Origin of the sequence: Nocardia speluncae NBRC 108251 (assembly GCF_001613245.1) — a bacterium.
Classification (GTDB): domain Bacteria; phylum Actinomycetota; class Actinomycetes; order Mycobacteriales; family Mycobacteriaceae; genus Nocardia; species Nocardia speluncae.
Window position 1 is genome coordinate 137,757 of sequence record NZ_BDBZ01000021.1, and the last position, 19,697, is coordinate 157,453.

Below are 19,697 nucleotides of genomic sequence, written 5' to 3' on the forward strand. Positions count from 1 at the left end.
ATACCCAGCGATGTTGTGGCACAAGAACTGTTGGGCATGATCAGTGATCCGCCGCTTGCGCTCACTGGAACGCAGGATCCTTTCCGGGTGCTCGAATACGCCGCCGAGTCCCGACCCGAGCTGGCCGCGGATATCGAGCGCCGGTTCACGGATCTCGAGACTCAGGCCGTGATGTGCGCCGGCTCGAAACCGCATGCACTGGAGTTCATCCGCGAAGCGACTGAACTTCCAGGGACGGCGGTAGCTATTGTCAGCAACAACTCGGAAGCCGCCATTCGGACTTTTTTGGCGGCCAACGATTTCGCGGCGTATATCGCGGGTGTCTATGCACGCACCTCCGCTGATATCTCGCTACTGAAACCGGCACCGCACCTGCTCACCGCAGCTCTTCTCGACCAGCGGTGCGACGATGCGCACGCCGTGTTCGTCGGCGATTCCATCACCGATATCGAAGCGGGGCAGGCCGCCGGGATTCCGACGATCGCATACGCCGACAAACCCGGTAAGCTCGCGCGGCTGACAGCACGGCGTCCCGCGGCGGTTGTCACCGATATGTCCCAGCTGCGGCAGGCACTCCACCAGCCGGTTGTCCGGCGTGCAGGTAAGGAGTAGTTGATGGCCAAACAGCCATACATCGCTATCACACTGTTCGAATTCACTTCCGATGCCGCCGATTATGTACCCCTGTACAGGGAAGACACGACCCTCATCTACGCGGAATCCGAAGAGGAAGCGCGGGAACTCGCGGAGAAGAACTTCCGAAGCGACGAGGGGGCCTATAAGAACGAAGCAGGCAACACCATCACCGTCACCCCCACCGCGATCATCGACGTCACAGCCTCGCTGACCGATGACCTCTCCGAGGGCGGTGACCTGTATTCACGCCACTTTCGTGACTTCGAAGCCTATTCGCGATGGGAGACACTGCTCGACGACTGAGTCGCGATGCACTGCTCAGCGGGCGTGTACACGTGGCTGGTCGGCCACTCAATACAAGGATGGGAGGACTGTGGACAGAATTCCGAAGTGGGAGCAGCTGCATTTCCGGGCCACGGGCGAAGAGGCAGGGCGGCTCTCCGACCTTCTTCGGGAGACGGCGAACGCCATGGACGAGCTGGGCGAAATTACGGTCTCGGACATGACCTTTCACACGGTGCTCACCGATATCGGCGAGTTCACGCCGATAGTCGATGTATACTACACCCTCTACAACGACGTGGATGTCGTCGGTCCGATTCCGGCGGGTTCGAATGTCGTCTACCACGCTTCGCAGGCTCAGCCCGCAGGAGCCGACAGCGCCGGAACAGTTGGTCTTCTGAAGAAGTTCGCCGATGAGACTGTCGGCTGCCTCGGTGCTGTGTCGATCGAGAACGTGGTCTTCAAGCCGACGGTTGATGATATCGACGTGGGTCGCTCGGTGACGGTTTACTACACCACCACCGAGTAGCGCATACTTCCGCAGTTCTATCCGAGTCTTTTGGTCTCGGCTACCCCGCCGGTCGGTCTGGTGGATGCAGGCTTTCGAACATCCGCTCGGAGCTTTCGGCGCCGTATCCGGCGGCGACCTGCCGGTCGACGAGGTTCTTCACCGGGCCGACGATGTCCAGATCCACTCCGGCGTCGCGACTGGCGGAAACGATGGCGTCGACGGCGGCTTTGGTGAAGTTCAAGGTCTGGAACGGTACGGAGTAGTCACCGCTGTCTATCTGTTCTCCTGCGGCAGGCAGAGTCGAGAGGACGGCACCCAGCCACGCTTCGGCGCGTCGGCCGAATTCGGCTGCGGAAATGCCGGCGGAGCGCACCATCGCGGCGCCGTGGTAATAGCCGGAGAACATTACGTACATCCCGGACAGCAATGCGAAATCGACGAGCGAAGCCCTGCCCGGTTCGGCACCGAAATACTCTGCGGAGCCCAGTAGTTCGAGGACCTGTCGGCGCCGGTCGAATACCTCGGTCGAACCGCTGTACAGCAATGCGGATCCGGGTTGTCCGATCATGGGCGGGGTCGCCATGATGCCACCGTCGAGAAATGAAATATCGTGCCGGGCAGCCCAATCGGCGAGTTCGCGGGCGTCGGCGGGCTCGGTGCTGGTGAGGTTCACCAGGTCGCGGCCCGCCAGTATTGCGGTCACCGGGTCCAGGGTTTCATGGACCGATGCGTGGTCGAACAGGCAGGCGATGACCAGGTCTCCGGCGGCCACGGCTGTTTCGACCGACTCGGCGCCGAGCGCGCCCGCCGCTATCAGCTCGGCGTCCTTACCGGGGGTCCGGTTCCAGACGGTTGTAGGGTGCCCGGCCTTCACGAAAGCGGCGGCGAGGGCGCTGCCCATCACGCCGAGTCCGAGCACGGTGACCGGGGTCGGTTCTGCTTGTCCCATGGGGGTGTGACTCCTTCTAGAGCACTGGCGTGGCACATCGTCTGTGCGTGAACCGAGCGTCCCCCGGGTACTGTTGTCCCTGCAAGTACCTACTTTTTTGTCTGGTACCCACCAAATGGTATGTGTGCAGGTAGTGAGGACAGATGGTGGACGATAAGCGATGCGGTCCGTACTTCTGCGGTATCGATGCCGCGATGGACGTTGTCGGTGGCAAATGGAAATCGCTGATTCTGTGGGAGCTGCACGAGAAAGGCGTCCGGCGGTTCGGTGAACTCAAACGCGGGCTGCCCGGGATCTCCGAGAAAATGCTCATCCAGCAGCTGCGTGAGCTGGCCGAGGACGACATTGTGCACCGCGAGGTGTACCGGGAGGTGCCGCCGCGGGTCGAGTACTCGTTGACCACCGAAGGGGAGGCGCTCAACGCGGCGCTCGAACCCCTGGGTCGATGGGGTGTCGACCGTATCGTCCGGATCGACGCCGAGCGGGTGCACCTCCCTACGTGACCGGTTCGGCAGGCTGCCGTAGCCGTAGCCGCCCTGTGCGCCGTGGCCGCCGATGCCGGTCTCGCAGGCCGGGGCGTCAGTGGTGAACCCGGTGGACGGCGGCGCGTCAGCTGCCGGAAGGGCAGGCCGCACCGCATACTGCCCCTCGGGATCGAGCATGCGGCCGCCTACTGGTCCTCCGGCGCCGGGGTGGGCGGCTCACAGCCCTGGGCCTCTCGGGTGAACCCCCTCGAATGGTGAGGCCGCAGATGATTCCGTAGTGTTCATCGGTCACGTTGTGCCGGACGTGGCATCCGCGAACGGAGGTCCGGCAACGTGTCGATGGTGAAGAGGGCATTGGTCGCGGCTGCCGTGGGGGTGATCGGCCTGGTGCCGGGTGCGCTGCCCGCCCTGGCTCAGCAAATGCCGGAACCGAGCGGAACCGAATACGCGCCGACGATGCTGGTGCTGGACGCGTCGGGGTCGATGCTGGCCGCCGATCCCAGCGGTGGCACCAAAATGGACGCGGCCAGGAACGCCGTCCGCAATTTCGTCACCGCGGCACCTGATGCCGCGAAGGTCGGGCTCACCGCATACGGCACCGGTACCGGCAACTCCGACGCGGAGAAGACCGCAGGTTGCCAGGATGTCAAAGTTTTGCACCCCGCCGACATCATCGACAAACCTGCGCTGACCGCGGCGACCGATCGGCTCGTGCCCCGCGGATACACGCCGATCGGCCCCTCGCTGCGGGCCGCCGCTGCCGCGCTGCCGCAGGAAGGCCCGCGCTCGATCGTGCTGGTCTCCGACGGACTCGACACCTGTGCCCCGCCGGATCCGTGCGATATCGCCCGGGAACTCAGCGCCCAGGGCAACGAGATCGTGATGCACGCGATCGGCTTCGGGGTCGACGATGCCTCCCGAGCGCAGCTGACCTGCATCGCCCAGGCCACCGGTGGCACCTACACCGACGCTGCCGACGGCAAAATCCTCGAACAAGTGCTGCCGCGCGTCAGCGCCGCCGCACTGCGAACCTACGCCGTGACCGGCACCCCGATCACGGGCTCGCCGCAATACCGGGATGCTCCGGTGGCGACACCGGGGCAGTATGTGGACGTTCTGGGCCCCGAGCAGCCGCGGTATTACGCGGTGGACGTGCCCGCGGGCGCGACCGCGTATTTCACCGGCACAGTGTCGTTTCCGCGGGTGTACGGGACCGAGCATTCGAACAACTCACTCCAGATGGAGGTGTACGGCGCCGACGGCCAGGACTGCCATGTCTTCGAGAGCGATGCGTCCACCGGCTCCTCCGATGGTGTGAGCCTGACCGTCGGCAGTGTCTGGGCGGGAGCCGCCGAACCCGAAACGGGGAGCTACAGCACCGATAAGTGCAAGGGCGGGGGACGTTACTACTTCACGCTGGAATGGGCCGGTGTTGCGGATGACGCCCCGGCGGAGTTGCCGCTGGAGGTATCCATCGGCCTGGAGCCCGGTGTCGCCGACCCCGGCGCGGCGGCCGAGCCGACTCCGGTGACGTACAGTGCGCCGCAGGGGGCGCCCGCGCCGGTAGTAGGTGGCGGATCGTTCAATATCGCGGCCGATCTGCCCGGCTCGGGCCGATACTCGGATACGTTGCAACGTGGCGAGTACGTCTTCTATCGGGTGCAGCTGGACTGGGGTCAGGGGTTGGCCTACCGGGTGCGGTTCGGCGAGAGCCCGTTGCGCGGTGTCGAGAACCTCTCGAATATCAGGACGACCCTGTACACGCCTTACCGGGTGGAACTCGACTCCGATTTCTCCTCCTACAACGGCACCGAGAACATCCTGCCGGGCAACAAACCCGCGCTCGCGACCGTTCCGGTCCGTTATGCGAATCGGGAAGCTTCCGATGCCGTTATCGCGAACCAGGCATTGGCCGGCTGGTACTACATCGCGGTCAAATTGAGTCCGACACTCGACGGTGAACGCACGGCTGGGCCGGTTCCGATCGAGCTGGAAATCGACGTCACCGGTGACCCGGAGCCAGGTCCGAGCTACCGGGACGGCGCCGCAGACGATCCGGTATTCGGCGAGAACGTGAAACCACGCAGCGTGGAGGCCGGAGAAGCGCAGCCCGCCGGCGTGGATGCGGACGCGGGGATATCCCCGCTGGTCTGGGTGGCTGTCGTCGTCGGGGTCATCGTCCTGGCCGGTGTGGTTGTGCTGGTGGTTCTGGTTGTTCGCCGGACCGGGAGCTGACCGGACTTCCCGGTTTCTTCCGGCCGGGTGAGAATGGGTGGATGAGCGACGCACCGGACAGCGGAACCGATCCCTATCTCTGGCTCGAAGAGGTCGGCGGGGAGCGCCCGCTGGCCTTTGCTCGCGCGCGCAACGAGACGGTTGTCGAGCGGTTCGCCGCCGCTGACCGGTTCGATATGTTGCAGCGGCGGATCCTGGACATGCTCGATACAGATGCCAAGATCGCGTTTCCGGGCCGCCGCGGCGAATGGTTGTACAACTTCTGGCGTGATGCGCAGCATCCGCGGGGGCTGTGGCGGCGTACCACGTTCGCCGAGTACCGCAAACCGGAACCGGACTGGGATGTGCTCATCGATCTCGACGCGGTCGCCGCGGCCGAGGACGAGAACTGGGTGTGGGGCGGGGCCGGGGTGTTGCGGCCGGCGCAGGCCCGTGCCCTGATCAGCCTTTCCCGCGGCGGCGCCGATGCCAAGGTGGTGCGCGAATTCGATCTCGAGACCAGGGAATTCATCGCGCCCGAAGACGGGGGTTTCTATCTGCCGGAGGAAAAATCCCAGCTGAGCTGGATCGATATCGACACCGTGTATGTGGGAACGGATTTCGGTCCGGGCTCGCTCACCGATTCCGGTTATCCGCGGATAGCGAAACGCTGGCGTCGTGGCACCGCTCTCGAAACCGCCGAGACGGTGTTCGAAGGCGCGGTAACGGATGTCGCGATCAGCGCGGGTTACGATCGGACACCCGGTTACGAGCGCCACTATGTCGGGCAGGCGACCGATTTCTACAACGAGGACGTGTACCTGCTACAGGACGACGGTTCCCGGGTCCGGCTCGAAACCCCGTCCGACGCCGACGAATCCTGGTACAAGGATTGGCTGCTGGTGCGGTTGAAATCGCCGTGGGAAACCGGCGGGTGCACGTATGCCGCCGGATCACTGATCGTGACGAATTTCGACCGTTTCCTGTCCGGTGAACGCGATTTCGAGGTGCTGTTCGAGCCCGATGCGCATACCGCGCTGCACGGTTACGGCTGGAGCGAGAACCATGTGCTGCTGGTGACCCTGGAAGATGTGCAGACCAAACTGTATGTCCTCACCCCGGGCGCCGACGGCTGGCGCACTGCGCCTCTCGCCGATACCCCGGCCATGGCCACCACGAGCGTCATGAATCTGGACCCGCTCGAGGGCGGCGACGATTTCATGCTGATGACGAGCGGTTTCACCACGCCGACAACGTTGCTGTCGGGTGTTGTCGGCGCGCCGGCGACCGAGTTGAAACAGGCGCCCGCTTTCTTCGATGCGACGGGGATCGAAACCGAACAGTTCTTCGCCCGTTCCGACGACGGCACCATGATCCCGTACTTCGTCATCCGGCATCGCGATAATCGCGGCGGGCCGGCGCCGACGGTGATGTCCGGTTACGGCGGATTCGAGGTTTCCCGCACTCCCGGATACAGCGGGGCATCCGGTATGGGCTGGCTGGAACAGGGCGGCACGTGGGTGATGACCAATATTCGCGGTGGCGGGGAATACGGGCCCGAATGGCATACCTCGGTGCAGAAGGCGAACCGGTACAAGGTCTACGAGGATTTCTCGTCGATCGCGCGGGATCTGGTGGAGCGGGGGATCACCACAGCACCGCAATTGGGTGCGGTGGGCGGCAGCAACGGCGGTTTGCTGATGGGTGTGATGCTCACCCGGTATCCGGAATTGTTCGGCGCGATCGTCTGCCAGGTTCCGCTACTCGATATGCGCCGGTATCACCTGCTGCTGGCCGGGGCGTCGTGGGTCGCGGAATACGGCGACCCCGATATACCGGAGGAATGGGAGTACATCGGCCGCTATTCGCCTTATCAGCAGGCACTGGAAAACGGTGCGGGTGCTACGTATCCGCCGATTCTGCTCACCACCTCCACCCGCGACGACCGGGTGCATCCGGGGCATGCGCGGAAAATGGCGGCATTGCTCGAGGACCAGGGGCACCGGGTCTGGTACCACGAGAACATCGAGGGCGGGCACGGCGGTGCGGCGGACAACAAACAGTCGGCGTTCCAGGCGGCGCTGATCTACGAATTCTTCACCCAGATGCTGATCGAGGGCCGTACCTCGAAGTAGCCGGTCAGCGGTCGTGCAGCCATTTTTCGATTCGGTCCACCACCGGGCCCGGATCGGAGATCCAGCCGTTGTGGCCCAGCGGCAGCGGTTCGTGCCGGCTGGTTTTCTCCGCGGCGGGAAGCTTTTCCAGCAGGTGGCGGGCCGAGGCCGGTGGGGTCAGTTCGTCGCCGGCCAGGGTGATCGACAGTACCGGTAGTTTCAGCCGGGAGATCCGTTCCTCGTAGTCGATATCGGCACCGGCCGGGGTGAATCGGCCGGTGCGGGCCAATCGCGCCCAATCCGAGATCAGCACCTTGGATTGGCGGCCGAACCCGTTCGGGCCGAGTTTGTCGCCCGGCCAGACACCGGCGAGGTTCGCGGTGAGTGAGACGGCGGCGGTGCCGAGCAGCAACCCCGGGCCCAGGATGCCACGGAATCCGCGGTAGTACGGGGTGCCGGAGGCGACGAGGATCAGCCCGCCGAGCCGTCCCCGGACACGTGCCGCGTAGAGCACCGAGAGATGCCCGCCCATACTGTGGCCGAGCAGGTACGGGGTGCTGTCCGGGAACCGGGTGCGGACCGCTTCGAAGATCGCCGGGAAATCGACCGCGGCCAGTTCGTGGTAGCCGTAGGAACTGGCCGCGCTCGGTTTCGGGGTGCTGTCACCGTTGCCGCGGAGTTCGCCGACCGCCACATCCACTCCGCGGCGGGCGAGTTCCCGGGCGAAGTAGAGGTAATACTCCGCGGGTACGCCGAGTCCGGGAATCAGTACGAGCACCGGGCGTGGCCGGTCGAGGGTGATCCGATGCCGGTGCGGTCCGGTGGCGGGGATAAGCCGCACCGGGACGGTGCTACCGTCCGGCATCTGGATGGCAACGGTTTCCACGGTGTCGACGCTAATCGACGCGCCTGGCCGAGCGCGGCACGTCAAGCCCGGATGGCGCCGATGATGATGCGGCTCAGCACCCGGATGACCTCGTCGAGTGGTCGCTGAGGTTCGGTTCCGCTCCACTCCTCGACCACGTAGTTCACGGCGCCGATGATGGCCAGCATGCGTAGGTCGTAGTCGCCGGTCGGGATCTCGCCGTGCATGGCCGCGTCCTCGGCGGCGCGTGCGAGGACGGCACTCCAGGCGCGGCGCGATTCCGTGCGCAACTTCTCCAGCTTGGTGCCGGCGCCGACGACCTCGACCAGGACGACTCTGGCCCGCCGCATATCGGACCCGATGGAATGCACGTACGCGCGGACAGCCGCGTCGATCCGCTGGATCGCGCTCTGCTCGGCGCTGTGGTCCAGCGAGGCCAGCACCGCCGCCCGGGATTCGCGGTCGATGAGGTCGAAGAGTTCGAGAAGTAAGGATTCGCGCCCGGTGAACTCCTCGTAGAACTGACGCGAGGACAACCCCGCGTCTTTGCAAATCGCACCGACCGAGCTATTGGCGTACCCGTCGCGGGCAAAAACCGTCAGGCCGGATTCGAGAAAACGTGCGCGTCGCTCGCGTTGCCGATCTTCTACGGGCTGGCCGGCATACCTTCGTCCCGAATTCGCTTCCTGTGACATCGCGCAGAACAATACCGAAAAGCCCGATCCTCTCGTCATCGATCGGGTCTTTCGTAGCGCACCCGCCGGTTCCCGCAGGTTTGCCGAAAGTTGGCTGCTAGCAGGCATGGTGGCAGGTGGAACCGCCGAATCGGACATTGCTGGGCCGAGGTTTCGATGCCAGAATTTAGAGGGAAATAATAGAATAATTATCGGTGGCTGCGTGTATTCGAGGTAATTACCGGGAAACACATAGTGTCACCCCTATGGGAACCGCACTCCTGTACGGCCTCGGTACGGCAATTCCATTGGTGATCGGTGCGGCGATCGGGCTGCGCACCACATTGCCTAAACCATTGCTCGCCTCGTTGATGGCCTTCGGTGCGGGAACCATGATCGCCGCGGTCTCCAACGAGTTGTTCGAACCTGCGTTCCTCCAGGCCGGCGCTTTCACCGCCGGCACCGCGCTGTTCCTGGGCGCCGCGATCTACGTGGTGGCCAACCGATTCCTCGAACGGCAGAGCGGCGGTGCGGCCGTCGGCTGGGCCCTCATGCTCGGCACCGTCCTGGACGGCGTTCCGGAGAATACGGCGCTGGGGGTCACGCTCGGATCGGGCGGGGGATTGGCGCTGCTGGTGGCTATCGCGGTGGGCAACGTGCCGGAGGCGATCGGCGGATCCGCGCTGTTGCGCCGGCAACGCGATGTTTCCACCGGTAAAGCGTTCGGTCTCTGGGTATTGACGGGAGTGGTGCTGGTCGTGGTCACGGTGGCCGGGCACCTGCTGTCCGAGCATCTCGGCGCGACGCCCATCAGCACCGTCCAGGCCTTCGCCGGGGGCGCCACCATCGCCGTGCTCGCCGACTCTTTGATGCCCGAGGCATACCGCGAGGGCGGCTGGTGGGTGGGATTGGCGACCGCGGCGGGGTTCCTGGTTGCGTTCCTGCTGCGCTGATCGCGGATACCGGCGTAACCCGCCCGCGGCCCGGTGGCGTATCGGTGCCGGTGATCCGGTTCACCGGCAAGCGGGTGGGGTGGGCCCGGCCACGAGTAGAGAGTTAGGCTCGACACCGTGACTTCCCACTACGATGTCGTCGTTCTCGGTGCTGGTCCCGGCGGTTACGTCGCCGCGATCCGCGCCGCTCAACTCGGCCTGCGAACAGCGATCGTCGAGCAGAAATACTGGGGTGGCGTATGCCTGAACGTGGGCTGCATCCCGTCCAAGGCGCTGCTGCGCAATGCGGAGCTGGCCCATATCTTCACCAAAGAAGCGAAAACCTTCGGTATCAGCGGGGAGGCGTCGTTCGATTTCGGGGCGGCGTTCGACCGGAGCCGTAAGGTCGCGGACGGCCGGGTCAAGGGCGTCCACTTCCTGATGAAGAAGAACAAGATCACCGAATACGACGGCAAGGGTTCGTTCACCGATCCCGGCACCATCGCGGTGGAGCTCAGCAAAGGCGGCACGGAGTCGATCACCTTCGACAACGTCATCATCGCCACCGGCACCGAGACGAAACTGCTGCCGGGTACTTCGCTGAGCAAGAATGTGGTCACCTATGAGGAGCAGATCCTCACCCGTGACCTGCCCGGTTCGATCCTGATCGTCGGCGCCGGCGCCATCGGGATGGAGTTCGGCTACGTGCTGCGCAACTACGGCGTGGATGTGCGGATCGTGGAGTTCCTGGACCGCGCGCTGCCCAACGAGGACGCCGATGTGTCCAAGGAGATCACCAAGGCGTACAAGAAGCTGGGGATCACCATCAGCACCGGCGCGGCCGTGCAGTCGATCGACGACGACGGTGCGAAGGTCACCGTGGCGATCAAGGACAACAAGTCCGGTACGGTGGAGACGGTCACGGTCGACAAGGTGCTGCAGGCCGTCGGCTTCGCGCCCCGTGTCGAGGGGTATGGGCTGGAGAACACCGGGGTCGCGCTGACCGAGCGTGGCGCGATCGCCATCGACGACAATATGCGCACCAATGTGGGGCATATCTACGCCATCGGCGATGTCACCGCGAAGCTTCAGCTCGCGCATGTCGCGGAAGCACAGGGTGTGGTTGCGGCCGAGACCATCGGCGGCGCGGAAACCCTCACCCTGGGCGATTACCGGATGATGCCGCGCGCCACATTCTGCCAGCCGCAGGTCGCCAGCTTCGGGCTCACCGAACAGCAGGCGCGGGACGAGGGCTACGACGTGAAGGTCGCGACGTTCCCCTTCACCGCCAACGGCAAAGCGCACGGCCTGGGCGATGCCACCGGTTTCGTCAAGCTGATCTCGGACAACAAATACGGTGAACTGATCGGTGGCCATCTGATCGGCCCGGACGTCTCCGAACTGCTGCCGGAACTCACCCTGGCGCAGAAGTGGGACCTGACGGTGAACGAACTGGCCCGCAATGTGCACACACATCCGACGCTGAGCGAGGCGTTGCAGGAAGCCATCCACGGCTTGGCAGGTCACATGATCAACTTCTGAGGTTCGGAGTGTCGATGCCCCGGTGACCGGTCGAGGTTTCCGGGGTTTTCCCGTACCCTGGGCCGAAATCCGCGATACGGCGGCACCGGATTCGGGCACCCGGATTTTTGTTCGGCAGGTCGTTCTCGCCGGATGCGTAGTTTTCGCACGGGTGGATCGAGGGGTAGTCATGTACAGCCGTCTCGCCACTGCGATGCGTGCGCTGGCCGATAAGCTGGACGACAATGTCGCGGCATTGGGTACTGCCCGTAGCGATTGCTACCGAAATATCACCAGCGTGCCGATCGGCCACCTACTACGGACCGCCCCGGGGGCCGACGGGGCAGGGGCCGCCTCGGTCGCTGACGAAATCCGCGCCGCAGCGGCGCAATCGCGTGCTGCCGCCATCTCGACGCCCCGCCCGCCGCTATCCTTCCCGACTCAGAAACTGGCCGATGACTACGGCAATTCCGTGTGGGGTCCGTTCTACGATCGACTCGATCACGCGCAGCGAGAATCGTTGCGAGATTATTGGCTGGGTTCGGAGGGAATCAACGCTCCGTTACGCGGCGACGCGACATACCCTCCGAACTGGGAACGCGTGGGACGCCTGGATCGGATTCTGAACTTGCAACCGGTTCCGGCCCGGCTCGAAGCCTGGAAAACCATACGGTTCGACAGATTGTTTCCTGAATGTCTACCCAGCGATGTCCAGCCCGGTCGGCGGGGTCATTTCGCTGACTTCGTCAGTACTTCCTTGACGCGTGGCGGTATCGAGACCCTCGGGCGTACGCGTGGCCGCGACACCGATCTGCGTATCGAGGTTCCGCCCGGCACCCCGGGGTTCTTCATCGGTGAAAAATCGGCGTGGTCCTGGGAGTCGGAGCTGCTCCTGGGGCGCGACCTCGGATTCGAACTGCTCGAATGGGACAGTTCGGCTGGACGTTGGGCGGGGGCGATTCGCATCCTTGCCCCGGACGTCGCTGCGCCCGGGTCGGTCAAATGACGACACTGATGCTGGGGTTCCGGAACTTCGACCGAGCGCAGATGCTCTCGGTGGTCCGTGCGCTGTCCAGGAAGACCGCCGGTACGAGGTGTTCAGCGCTTCGGGACCGGTTTCCCGGGCGGTCTGCGCACTCAGAAATCGTCGCGGCGGATGCGCAGGGTGTGGATGGTGGCGGCGAGGCCCTCGTACTGGTTGACCAACAGGACGATTTCGATCAAGCGTTTGTCGTCGTAGTAGGTGGACAGGTGGTTCCAGGTGGAGTCGTCGATATCGCGGATCTGCACCAGTTGGTCTACGGCGGTCAGGAGGGCACGGTGTTTATCGGTCCAGCCGTCGGCGCCCGAGCCCTGGCGGATCCGGTCCAGGATTTCCGGGGTGACTCCGGCGCGGCGACCCAGGCGGATGTGATGGTCGGTTTCGTAGGCGCAGTCGCGCAGATGGGCGACGCGCAGGATCACCAGTTCGCTGTCGTGGCGGCGCAAACGGCCCGCCGGCATCAGCATTCCGGAGAAATGCAGCCAGCCGCGGAACAGGCGGCCGGTGCGGCCGAGGGTACTGAACAGTTGTGCATCCGAGGTGCCCGAGGCGCGGGACAGTATCTGCCAGGCGGCCCAGTTGATCGGTCCCAGCTCGCGCAGGCGGCCGGGGGCGATCCGGGGTTGCGACGCCGAAACCATCAATCTGCCCCTCTCGGTGGAAGTCGTTCTTCTGCCGCTACCGGATTCCCGACGGCATGCGATTGCTGCGAACCTACCTGTCCCGGAAGGTTACGGCTTGCCGGAACCGGCGCCGTCGATCAGCTCCGAGACAGTGACGAACCGGTAGCCGCCGGCCCGTAGCTTGTCGACGATCGGGCCGATAGCCGCCCTGGACGGCGAACCGCTGCCGAACATGGTGTGCAGCAGGATTATCGATCCGGGCCGAACGCGGTCGACAGTCGCGGCCACGATCGCGTCGGCCGAGCTGTTCCCGGCTTCCGGTTCCACATCCCAGGTGACCGTGGTGCGATTGTGGTCGGACAGGTATTTCGGCAGCGTCCACAGTTTCTTGCCGTACGGCGGACGGAACGTGATGTCGCCCTGATAGCCCGTTCTGCGGATCTCGGTATCCGTGCGTTCCACCTCGTCGGCGACCGTTGCGGAAGAGACCAGCACCATGCGGCGGTGGTTGTAGGTGTGGTTGCCGATCTCGTGGCCGGCTCGGGCGATAGCCCGGCCCAGTTCGGGGCGGGCGGCCAGATCGCGGCCGTTGAGGTAGAAGGTCGCGGGTATATCGGCGGCGGTGAGCAGGTCGAGTACTTCACCGGCGTGCTCGCCGGGGCCGTCGTCCAGGGTCAGCGCGACCATTTTCTCGTTCGTTTCCACCCGGTCCACCACCTGTCCGGCCAGCTGGTAGGTGCGGGAATTCATCAGGAAGTACCCGCCTGCGAGCACCACCAGTATCGTCACCAGAGCGAGCGCTGCCCAGATCGTCCACCGTCGCATCAAAGCTGTATACCAGGAGCATTGCGGGCGAATCACTCGGGAAGCCGGGGCATTTCCGGGCGGCTCGCGGAACCTTTGCGACTTATCCGGCAACTCACGGTGGTCGGCAGTGCGGTCACTGTGTTCGCGCCCTGCGCCGGTGCGGCTCCTGTGTCCCGGAAGAACCAGGGGGGCCGGGCCGGCTCGCGAGCTCAGGCGCCCGGCCAGAATTCCCGGAGGTCCGCGGCGGCCGCGGCGGCCTGGCGCAGCCCGGATTCATAAGAGGGGACCAGTGCGGCCTCACCGAACAGGTCGGGTCCGAAGGCGGCCACCGCGATCTCGTCCGGCGCGATCGTGACCTCGCGGACAGTGACCGGACTCCGATCGGCGCGGCTTCTGGGGTACAGGTGCGCGAGCGGTTCGAGGATCACCACTGCGTCGTAACCAGCGGCGAGGTCGGCGTTGATGGTGGAGCGCACCCCGCCATCGATGTAGTGGCGCCCGGCGATTTCGATGGGCGGAAAGATCCCCGGCACAGCGGTGCTGGCCGCCAGCGCCTGGACGAGGGTGGCGGCATCGTTGCGGGTCCAGGCGGTGAGCGCGCCGGAGCCGATATCGATGGAGGTGACCAGCAGATCGTGGTCGGGCCACTCGGCGAAATCCACCAGTGCCCCGATTCGCTTCAGGTGTTCGGCGGGTTCGCCGGTATTCGCGCCCAGCGCCAGTTCGCCTACGCGCCGCAGGGCGAGATCGCGGTCCTGGTCGCCGGTACGCAACAGGGTGGTGATTTCGAGTAGTACGCCGTAGTCGTGCGCGGGTGCCGCGGCAGGCGGTTCGGCCGAGCCGGGGCGTGGGGTGAGCAGGGTGGAGAGGTCTGTGCCGGCGGCGATGGCGGAGCCCACCACCGCACCGGCCGAGGTGCCGATGATGCGATCGGCACGCGCCAAATCGATTCCGGCCGAACGTAATCCGTGGGTCAGGCCGGCCAGCCAGGTTATTCCGACGGGGCCACCGCCGCCCAGTACCAGGGCGACGGTGGTTTCTCGGTGCGGTACGGCGTCGGGCATGGCAGCAGGTTAGCCAAGACTCGAACCGCACGCTCGATGCGGCGGCTCGCGGAAACGCGGCGCGCCCGGCCGCCGGGGTGTGAAGCGGATCACTGTGTAACGCGGTGAGTGGCGAGGTGGAAATAACTACGTACGATGTACGTAGTTAAACCCGACCCGCTAGTGGAGGACCTGTGCGCACAACCGGAACCGCCATTTCACTCAACGTCGCCGACCCGGCCGCTTCGGCGGGTTTCGTCTCGGCGCATTTCGGATTCACCGAGCAGATGTCGGCCGACGGATTCGTCTCGCTGACCCATCCCGATGCCGGCCTGAACCTGATCTACCTGCGCACCGGGCTGTCCACGTTCAAACCCGCGCGTATCGCCGGGGCGGCGGGCGACGGTCTGCTCGTGGTGTTCGTGGTGGCCGATATCGACACCGAATACGCGCGCCTGCAAGCCGCGGGCGCACCGATCGTCACGACCATCGAGACCGAGGAATGGGGTGAACGCTATTTCCAGACAACAGATCCGAACGGAATCGTCTACCAGCTGGTGCAGTGGGTCGACTGATCGCCGACCGGCCGGATATCCCGCAAAATCGGTCGGTGATTGCTGATTCACCCGAGCCGCAGCCCATCTGAATGGTACGAAAGGAGCAGGCGGGTGAATATCGACAGCGGGGGTCAGTGGTGGCACCGGGAGCAACGGCACGCAGCAGAGGTGGAACACGATGCTGGTGAAGGTCGACGATCGGGCGGAGCTATCCGCCGCCGAACGGGAATTCGTGGAATGCCTGCGGCAACTGCCGTCGACCGGGCTGGCGATCGTCGACCTGAGAGTCGGGACCCAGCGCGGCACCCGGCAGGTCGGTGCGGTGGTCTGGACTCCGCAGGGAATCCTCGTGGTGGAGGTGATCGGCTTCCGCAGCAAGCAGAGCGGAATGCTGACCGTATCCACCGAACGTCCCTGGCGGGTGGGTGATACTGCCGCGGACCTGGACCTGGAACTGGGAGCCGATCCGGTACGCCGCGTGGAGAGTGCGCTGCGCGAGGTGCAGCTCACGTTCGAACGTGCCTCCTACGACCCCGGCCACCTGTGTGGTGCCGTGGCGCTGATCCCGCAGCGCGGCGCGGTATTGCGCCCGGCGCGCGAGACGCTGCGGCCGGGTCTCGACGTGGTGGTGGGCAATACCGGAGAGCCCACTGAGCTGCGGATCTTCCTGGAGAACTTCGCTCCCGGCCCGCCGCGCTGGACGCTGGGCCGGGTGTGCGCGGCCACGCGGGCGCTCACGGGCTGGGCGCCGGACCGCGACGAATTGATCGCGGCGGGGTTCGAGGACAAATTGCCGGAGCCGCCGAAGAAGCCGCGCACGTGGCCGCTGCGGCGCCCGGACTCGCGGCGGGCCCACGATCTGATCGGCTGGGTGGTCCTGGGGGTGGCGGTACTCGGCATGCTCACCGTGCTGGCCGCCATCGCCGGGTCACTGATCACCGACGGTCCTGCCGCCGAACCCGCGGCGCCCAGTAGTAGTGCCGACCCGACCGTGCCGCCGCCGACCGGTTCAGCGGAGTGCTGGCCGTTGCAAACGGATTGCTGAGCAGGTGGGAGTGCTCGGTCCGGGGTAGCCGCCGCATGGCGCGGCTACGGTTGCGTAGCGTCGTGCGGTCCGGCAGGCTGCGGTTTGTACGATGTCCAAACGCCTGTAACCGAGCGGTCCGCCCGGCCGCCAGGGAATCGACCAGGAGGACGACCGGTGGGCCACTACCAGGCAAATCTGCGCGATATCGAATTCAACCTGTTCGAAGTATTCGAACTCGGAAAAATTCTCGATGCCGGCGCGTACGGCGATCTCGATTCCGAAACCGCCCGCGAGATACTGGCCGAGGTGAAACGGCTGGCCGAGGGGCCGGTCGCGGAATCGTTTGCCGCCGCAGATCGGGAGCCGGTGGAATTCCGGCCGGAAACCCATTCGATCGACGTCGGTGAACCGCTGACCAAGACGATCATGGCGATCCGGGAGGCCGGCTGGAACCGGCTGGGTAAACCCGAGGAAATGGGCGGGATGCCCGCGCCCGCCGCATTGAACTGGGCGGTCAGTGAGATGATCACCTGCGCAAATCCCGCCGCGATCTTCTTCGATATGGGTGCCGTCATGGCCCAGGTGCTGTACGGGATCGGAAACGATCAGCAGAAGCATTGGGCAGCAGCCGGTTTCGAGCGGCATTGGCAGGGCACGATGGTGCTCACCGAGCCCGACGCGGGCTCCGATGTCGGTGCGGGCCGGGCCAAGGCTGTCGAACAGGCCGACGGCACCTGGCATATCGATGGCGTGAAACGGTTCATCTCCGGCGCCGATGTGGGTGAGACCGCGGAGAACGTCTTCCATCTCGTGCTGGCCCGGCCTGTCGGTGCAGGCCCCGGCACCAAGGGCCTGTCGCTGTTCTATGTGCCGAAGTACCTGTTCGATCCGCAGACTCTGGAGCTGGGCGAGCGCAACGGTGTCTACGTCACCAACGTGGAACACAAGATGGGGCTCAAATCCTCGCCGACCTGTGAACTCACCTTCGGTGGTGAAAGGCCGGCCGTCGGCTGGCTGGTCGGCGACACCCACAACGGGATCGCTCAGATGTTCAAGGTGATCGAGAACGCGCGCATGATGGTGGGTGTCAAGTCGAGCGGTACCCTCTCGACCGGGTATCTGAACGCGCTGGAGTATGCCAAACAGCGTGTCCAGGGTGCGGATCTGACCCAGATGTCGGATAAGGCGGCGCCGCGGGTCGCCATCACCCATCACCCGGATGTGCGGCGTAGCCTGGCCACCCAGAAGGCGTACGCGGAAGGTCTGCGTGCGGTGTATCTCTACACTGCTGTCCACCAGGACGCTGATGTCGCGGAACTGGTTTCGGGTGTCGACGCCGATACCGCGCACCGGGTGGACGATTTCCTGCTGCCGATTGTGAAGGGCGTGGGTTCCGAGCGGGCCTACCAATACCTCACCGAATCGCTGCAGACCCTGGGCGGATCCGGGTATCTGCAGGACTATCCGATCGAGCAGTACATCCGCGACGCCAAGATCGATTCCCTGTACGAGGGCACTACCGCCATCCAGGCGCAGGATTTCTTCTTCCGCAAGATGATCCGGGACAAGGGGGTCGCGGCGGGGCATATCTTCACCAAGATCAACGAATTCCTGGACGCGCCCGGTGAGCGGCTCACCGCCGAGCGTGAACTCTTGCGCACCGCGCTGGGCGATGTGCAGGGGATGGCCGCGGCGCTGAGCGGGTACGCGATGGCGGCCCGGACCGACCCTGCGGAGCTGTACAAGGTAGGTCTGGGCTCGGTGCGCTTCCTGCTGGCGGTGGGCGATCTGCTGATCGGCTGGCTGCTGCTGTGGCAGGCAGAGGTGGCCGTGGGGGCGCTGGCCGGCGCTGCGGAGGAGCGCGATCGGCCGTTCTATACGGGCAAGGTGGGGGTGGCGAGCTTCTTCGCGAAGAATGTGCTGCCCACGCTGACCTCGACCAGGACAGTTGTCGAGAACCTCGATACCGACATCATGGCCCTCCCTGAGGATGCTTTCTGACCTGCGGAGAAGGCCTCGGCCGGCGCATCGCCCGGACAGGTAACTTATGTTTGCATAAGTAAGTATCTGGAGGAGGTGCGCCGATATGCCGATCACCGCTCGCCCCGGAGTGTCCGGTCTACTGCTGGTGGTGCTGGCGTTGTTGTCGGCCGCGGCGCCGTTCGCCGTCGATATGTACCTGCCGGCCTTCACCGACCTGGCCGACGATTTGGATACCAGCGCCGCCAGTGTGCAACTGACGTTGACCACGTTCCTGATCGGGCTCGCCGTCGGACAGCTGTTCATCGGGCCGCTGTCGGATCGGTACGGCAGGCGCAAGCCGCTGATCCTGGCGACAGCGATCACCGTCGTCGTGACAGTGGTCTGCGCGCTGGCGCCGACCATCTGGCTGCTGATCGCAATGCGGTTCGTCCAGGGCCTGTCGGCCTCCGCAGGCCTGGTGATCGGCCGCGCAGTGGGTGCCGACCGGACCGAGGGCGCAGCCACCGCCAAATTGTTCACTCTTTTCTCGGCGATCGGGGGTATTGCGCCCGTGCTGGCACCACTGCTCGGCGGGGCGCTGGTGTCCTTCGGCTGGCAGGCCGAGTTCTGGGCCCTGAGCGTGATCTTCGCGTTGATGTTCCTGGGCGCCCTGCTGGTGGTCCCGGAATCGCTGCGACCGGAGAACCGGCAGACCGCCGGATTCACCGGGACGCTGCGGACGCTCGGCCGCCTGACGGCCGACCGCGGCTACCTCGGCTATATCTTCGCGTTCGGGTTCGGGTTCGCCGCGCTGATGTCCTATATTTCGGCTTCACCGTTCGTGGTCGAGAACGTACTCGGTATGTCGAACCGGGCGTACACGCTCATCTTCGCGATCAACGCGGCCGGTATGGTCATCGTCGGTACGGTGAGCTCCCGGTTGCTCGGGAAATTCGGTCCGGAGCCGATCCTGCGAACCGGTCAGGCGGTGACCCTGGCCGGCGGGCTGGCGTTGCTGCCGTTACTGGCCGCCGGCGCGCCCGCCATAGCGGTCTTGCCGGTGCTGTTCCTGACGGTGATCTCGGCCCCGATGGTCATGGGCACTGCCAGCGCGCTGGCGATCGGCCGCGCCCGGTATGCCGTCGGCAGTGCCTCTGCCCTGATGGGCGCGCTGCAGTTCGGTCTCGGCGCGCTGGTCTCGCCCCTCGTCGGACTCGGTGGGCCGGGCACCGGAATCCCGATGGCAGTGTCGATCGTGGTCGCCGTCGTACTGGGTGTGCTCGCCCGGCTGGTGGCGCGTACCGCCCAACCGGTTCCCGAGCCCGGACGGCAGCTCGCCGATGCCTGACCGCACGTGTACGTTCCCCGCCGGTGGGATGCCGTTACGACTGCCGCTGCGAACGCTGTACCAGCCGATATCCGGGCACTTCGGCAGCGGCGCCGTACCGGTTTC

Annotated in this window: 19 protein-coding genes; 13 read left to right on the plus strand and 6 right to left on the minus strand. The window is 65.2% G+C overall.

Translation table 11 applies throughout. From position 1 onward, the window contains the following. Positions 1-15 precede the first annotated feature (15 nt). From NS6_RS20730 to NS6_RS20740, 3 genes are all read left to right on the plus strand, one after another. On the plus strand, positions 16-612 hold the full coding sequence (locus NS6_RS20730) for an HAD family hydrolase (RefSeq protein ID WP_157112858.1): 597 nt from the start codon (positions 16-18) through the stop codon (positions 610-612). Between the two features lie 3 nt (positions 613-615). Further along, a complete protein-coding gene (locus NS6_RS20735; protein WP_068044223.1) occupies positions 616-939 on the plus strand; it encodes a DUF4288 domain-containing protein in 324 nt (107 codons plus the stop codon). Positions 940-1,009: 70 nt separating this feature from the next. Then, positions 1,010-1,447 (plus strand): hypothetical protein, encoded by a 438-nt coding sequence (locus NS6_RS20740; protein ID WP_157112859.1) that lies wholly within the window; start codon positions 1,010-1,012, stop codon positions 1,445-1,447. Positions 1,448-1,487: 40 nt separating this feature from the next. Here the strand turns inward: NS6_RS20740 and NS6_RS20745 are convergent, their stop codons facing one another. After that, complete coding sequence (locus NS6_RS20745) at positions 1,488-2,378, minus strand: NAD(P)-dependent oxidoreductase (protein ID WP_068044226.1); 891 nt, start codon at positions 2,376-2,378, stop codon at positions 1,488-1,490. A 143-nt stretch (positions 2,379-2,521) separates the two neighbouring features. Between NS6_RS20745 and NS6_RS20750 the strand changes: the two genes are divergently transcribed. The 3 genes from NS6_RS20750 to NS6_RS20760 all read left to right on the plus strand — a co-directional run bounded on the left by NS6_RS20750 (position 2,522) and on the right by NS6_RS20760 (position 7,212). Further along, a complete protein-coding gene (locus tag NS6_RS20750) occupies positions 2,522-2,881 on the plus strand; it encodes a winged helix-turn-helix transcriptional regulator (protein WP_068044228.1) in 360 nt (119 codons plus the stop codon). Positions 2,882-3,202: 321 nt separating this feature from the next. After that, the gene (locus NS6_RS20755) at positions 3,203-5,098 is read left to right on the plus strand and encodes a vWA domain-containing protein (RefSeq protein ID WP_068044230.1); all 1,896 of its coding nucleotides are present in this window, start codon (positions 3,203-3,205) and stop codon (positions 5,096-5,098) included. A gap of 41 nt (positions 5,099-5,139) precedes the next feature. After that, complete coding sequence (locus tag NS6_RS20760) at positions 5,140-7,212, plus strand: prolyl oligopeptidase family serine peptidase (protein WP_068044233.1); 2,073 nt, start codon at positions 5,140-5,142, stop codon at positions 7,210-7,212. A 4-nt stretch (positions 7,213-7,216) separates the two neighbouring features. Here the strand turns inward: NS6_RS20760 and NS6_RS20765 are convergent, their stop codons facing one another. Together NS6_RS20765 and NS6_RS20770 are read right to left on the minus strand one after the other, a co-directional pair. After that, entirely contained in the window at positions 7,217-8,077 is an 861-nt protein-coding gene (locus tag NS6_RS20765; RefSeq protein WP_068044235.1) for an alpha/beta hydrolase family protein, read from the minus strand. Positions 8,078-8,118: 41 nt separating this feature from the next. Continuing rightward, the gene (locus tag NS6_RS20770; RefSeq protein WP_307648076.1) at positions 8,119-8,889 is read right to left on the minus strand and encodes a TetR/AcrR family transcriptional regulator; all 771 of its coding nucleotides are present in this window, start codon (positions 8,887-8,889) and stop codon (positions 8,119-8,121) included. A gap of 107 nt (positions 8,890-8,996) precedes the next feature. Between NS6_RS20770 and NS6_RS20775 the strand changes: the two genes are divergently transcribed. The 3 genes from NS6_RS20775 to NS6_RS20785 all read left to right on the plus strand — a co-directional run bounded on the left by NS6_RS20775 (position 8,997) and on the right by NS6_RS20785 (position 12,189). Further along, positions 8,997-9,683: a ZIP family metal transporter gene (locus tag NS6_RS20775; protein ID WP_068044239.1), complete on the plus strand. Its 687-nt coding sequence runs from the start codon at positions 8,997-8,999 to the stop codon at positions 9,681-9,683. A 117-nt stretch (positions 9,684-9,800) separates the two neighbouring features. Beyond that, on the plus strand, positions 9,801-11,204 hold the full coding sequence (lpdA, locus tag NS6_RS20780) for a dihydrolipoyl dehydrogenase (RefSeq protein ID WP_068044241.1): 1,404 nt from the start codon (positions 9,801-9,803) through the stop codon (positions 11,202-11,204). Positions 11,205-11,373: 169 nt separating this feature from the next. Next, a complete protein-coding gene (locus NS6_RS20785; RefSeq protein WP_157112860.1) occupies positions 11,374-12,189 on the plus strand; it encodes an ADP-ribosyltransferase in 816 nt (271 codons plus the stop codon). A gap of 131 nt (positions 12,190-12,320) precedes the next feature. On the opposite strand, the gene NS6_RS20790 is transcribed toward NS6_RS20785, so the two are convergent. The 3 genes from NS6_RS20790 to NS6_RS20800 form a co-directional block, all read right to left on the minus strand. Continuing rightward, positions 12,321-12,866: a carboxymuconolactone decarboxylase family protein gene (locus NS6_RS20790; protein WP_068044245.1), complete on the minus strand. Its 546-nt coding sequence runs from the start codon at positions 12,864-12,866 to the stop codon at positions 12,321-12,323. Between the two features lie 90 nt (positions 12,867-12,956). Continuing rightward, positions 12,957-13,673: a polysaccharide deacetylase family protein gene (locus NS6_RS20795; RefSeq protein WP_068044247.1), complete on the minus strand. Its 717-nt coding sequence runs from the start codon at positions 13,671-13,673 to the stop codon at positions 12,957-12,959. Between the two features lie 191 nt (positions 13,674-13,864). Continuing rightward, positions 13,865-14,719 (minus strand): patatin-like phospholipase family protein, encoded by an 855-nt coding sequence (locus NS6_RS20800; RefSeq protein ID WP_068044249.1) that lies wholly within the window; start codon positions 14,717-14,719, stop codon positions 13,865-13,867. 173 nt (positions 14,720-14,892) lie between these two features. Here NS6_RS20800 and NS6_RS20805 point away from each other — a divergent pair, with 173 nt between their 5' ends. From NS6_RS20805 to NS6_RS20820, 4 genes are all read left to right on the plus strand, one after another. Next, the gene (locus NS6_RS20805) at positions 14,893-15,273 is read left to right on the plus strand and encodes a VOC family protein (RefSeq protein ID WP_068044251.1); all 381 of its coding nucleotides are present in this window, start codon (positions 14,893-14,895) and stop codon (positions 15,271-15,273) included. Positions 15,274-15,433: 160 nt separating this feature from the next. Then, positions 15,434-16,300, plus strand: coding sequence for a nuclease-related domain-containing protein (locus tag NS6_RS20810; RefSeq protein ID WP_068044254.1), 867 nt, complete (start codon positions 15,434-15,436; stop codon positions 16,298-16,300). A gap of 156 nt (positions 16,301-16,456) precedes the next feature. Next, positions 16,457-18,283, plus strand: coding sequence for an acyl-CoA dehydrogenase (locus NS6_RS20815; RefSeq protein ID WP_068044256.1), 1,827 nt, complete (start codon positions 16,457-16,459; stop codon positions 18,281-18,283). 85 nt (positions 18,284-18,368) lie between these two features. Next, complete coding sequence (locus NS6_RS20820) at positions 18,369-19,592, plus strand: multidrug effflux MFS transporter (RefSeq protein ID WP_245669436.1); 1,224 nt, start codon at positions 18,369-18,371, stop codon at positions 19,590-19,592. Positions 19,593-19,697: the final 105 nt, after the last annotated feature.

What these genes read in the sequence shown, in the direction of transcription:
- NS6_RS20735 (WP_068044223.1), top strand. Translation starts at nt 616, where the DNA reads ATGGCCAAACAGCCATACATCGCTATCACACTGTTCGAATTCACTTCC.
- NS6_RS20745 (WP_068044226.1), bottom strand. Translation starts at nt 2,378, where the DNA reads ATGGGACAAGCAGAACCGACCCCGGTCACCGTGCTCGGACTCGGCGTG.
- NS6_RS20750 (WP_068044228.1), top strand. Translation starts at nt 2,522, where the DNA reads ATGGTGGACGATAAGCGATGCGGTCCGTACTTCTGCGGTATCGATGCC.
- NS6_RS20755 (WP_068044230.1), top strand. Translation starts at nt 3,203, where the DNA reads ATGGTGAAGAGGGCATTGGTCGCGGCTGCCGTGGGGGTGATCGGCCTG.
- NS6_RS20760 (WP_068044233.1), top strand. Translation starts at nt 5,140, where the DNA reads ATGAGCGACGCACCGGACAGCGGAACCGATCCCTATCTCTGGCTCGAA.
- NS6_RS20770 (WP_307648076.1), bottom strand. Translation starts at nt 8,889, where the DNA reads ATGTCCGATTCGGCGGTTCCACCTGCCACCATGCCTGCTAGCAGCCAA.
- NS6_RS20775 (WP_068044239.1), top strand. Translation starts at nt 8,997, where the DNA reads ATGGGAACCGCACTCCTGTACGGCCTCGGTACGGCAATTCCATTGGTG.
- NS6_RS20785 (WP_157112860.1), top strand. Translation starts at nt 11,374, where the DNA reads ATGTACAGCCGTCTCGCCACTGCGATGCGTGCGCTGGCCGATAAGCTG.
- NS6_RS20790 (WP_068044245.1), bottom strand. Translation starts at nt 12,866, where the DNA reads ATGGTTTCGGCGTCGCAACCCCGGATCGCCCCCGGCCGCCTGCGCGAG.
- NS6_RS20795 (WP_068044247.1), bottom strand. Translation starts at nt 13,673, where the DNA reads ATGCGACGGTGGACGATCTGGGCAGCGCTCGCTCTGGTGACGATACTG.
- NS6_RS20800 (WP_068044249.1), bottom strand. Translation starts at nt 14,719, where the DNA reads ATGCCCGACGCCGTACCGCACCGAGAAACCACCGTCGCCCTGGTACTG.
- NS6_RS20810 (WP_068044254.1), top strand. Translation starts at nt 15,434, where the DNA reads ATGCTGGTGAAGGTCGACGATCGGGCGGAGCTATCCGCCGCCGAACGG.
- NS6_RS20820 (WP_245669436.1), top strand. Translation starts at nt 18,369, where the DNA reads ATGCCGATCACCGCTCGCCCCGGAGTGTCCGGTCTACTGCTGGTGGTG.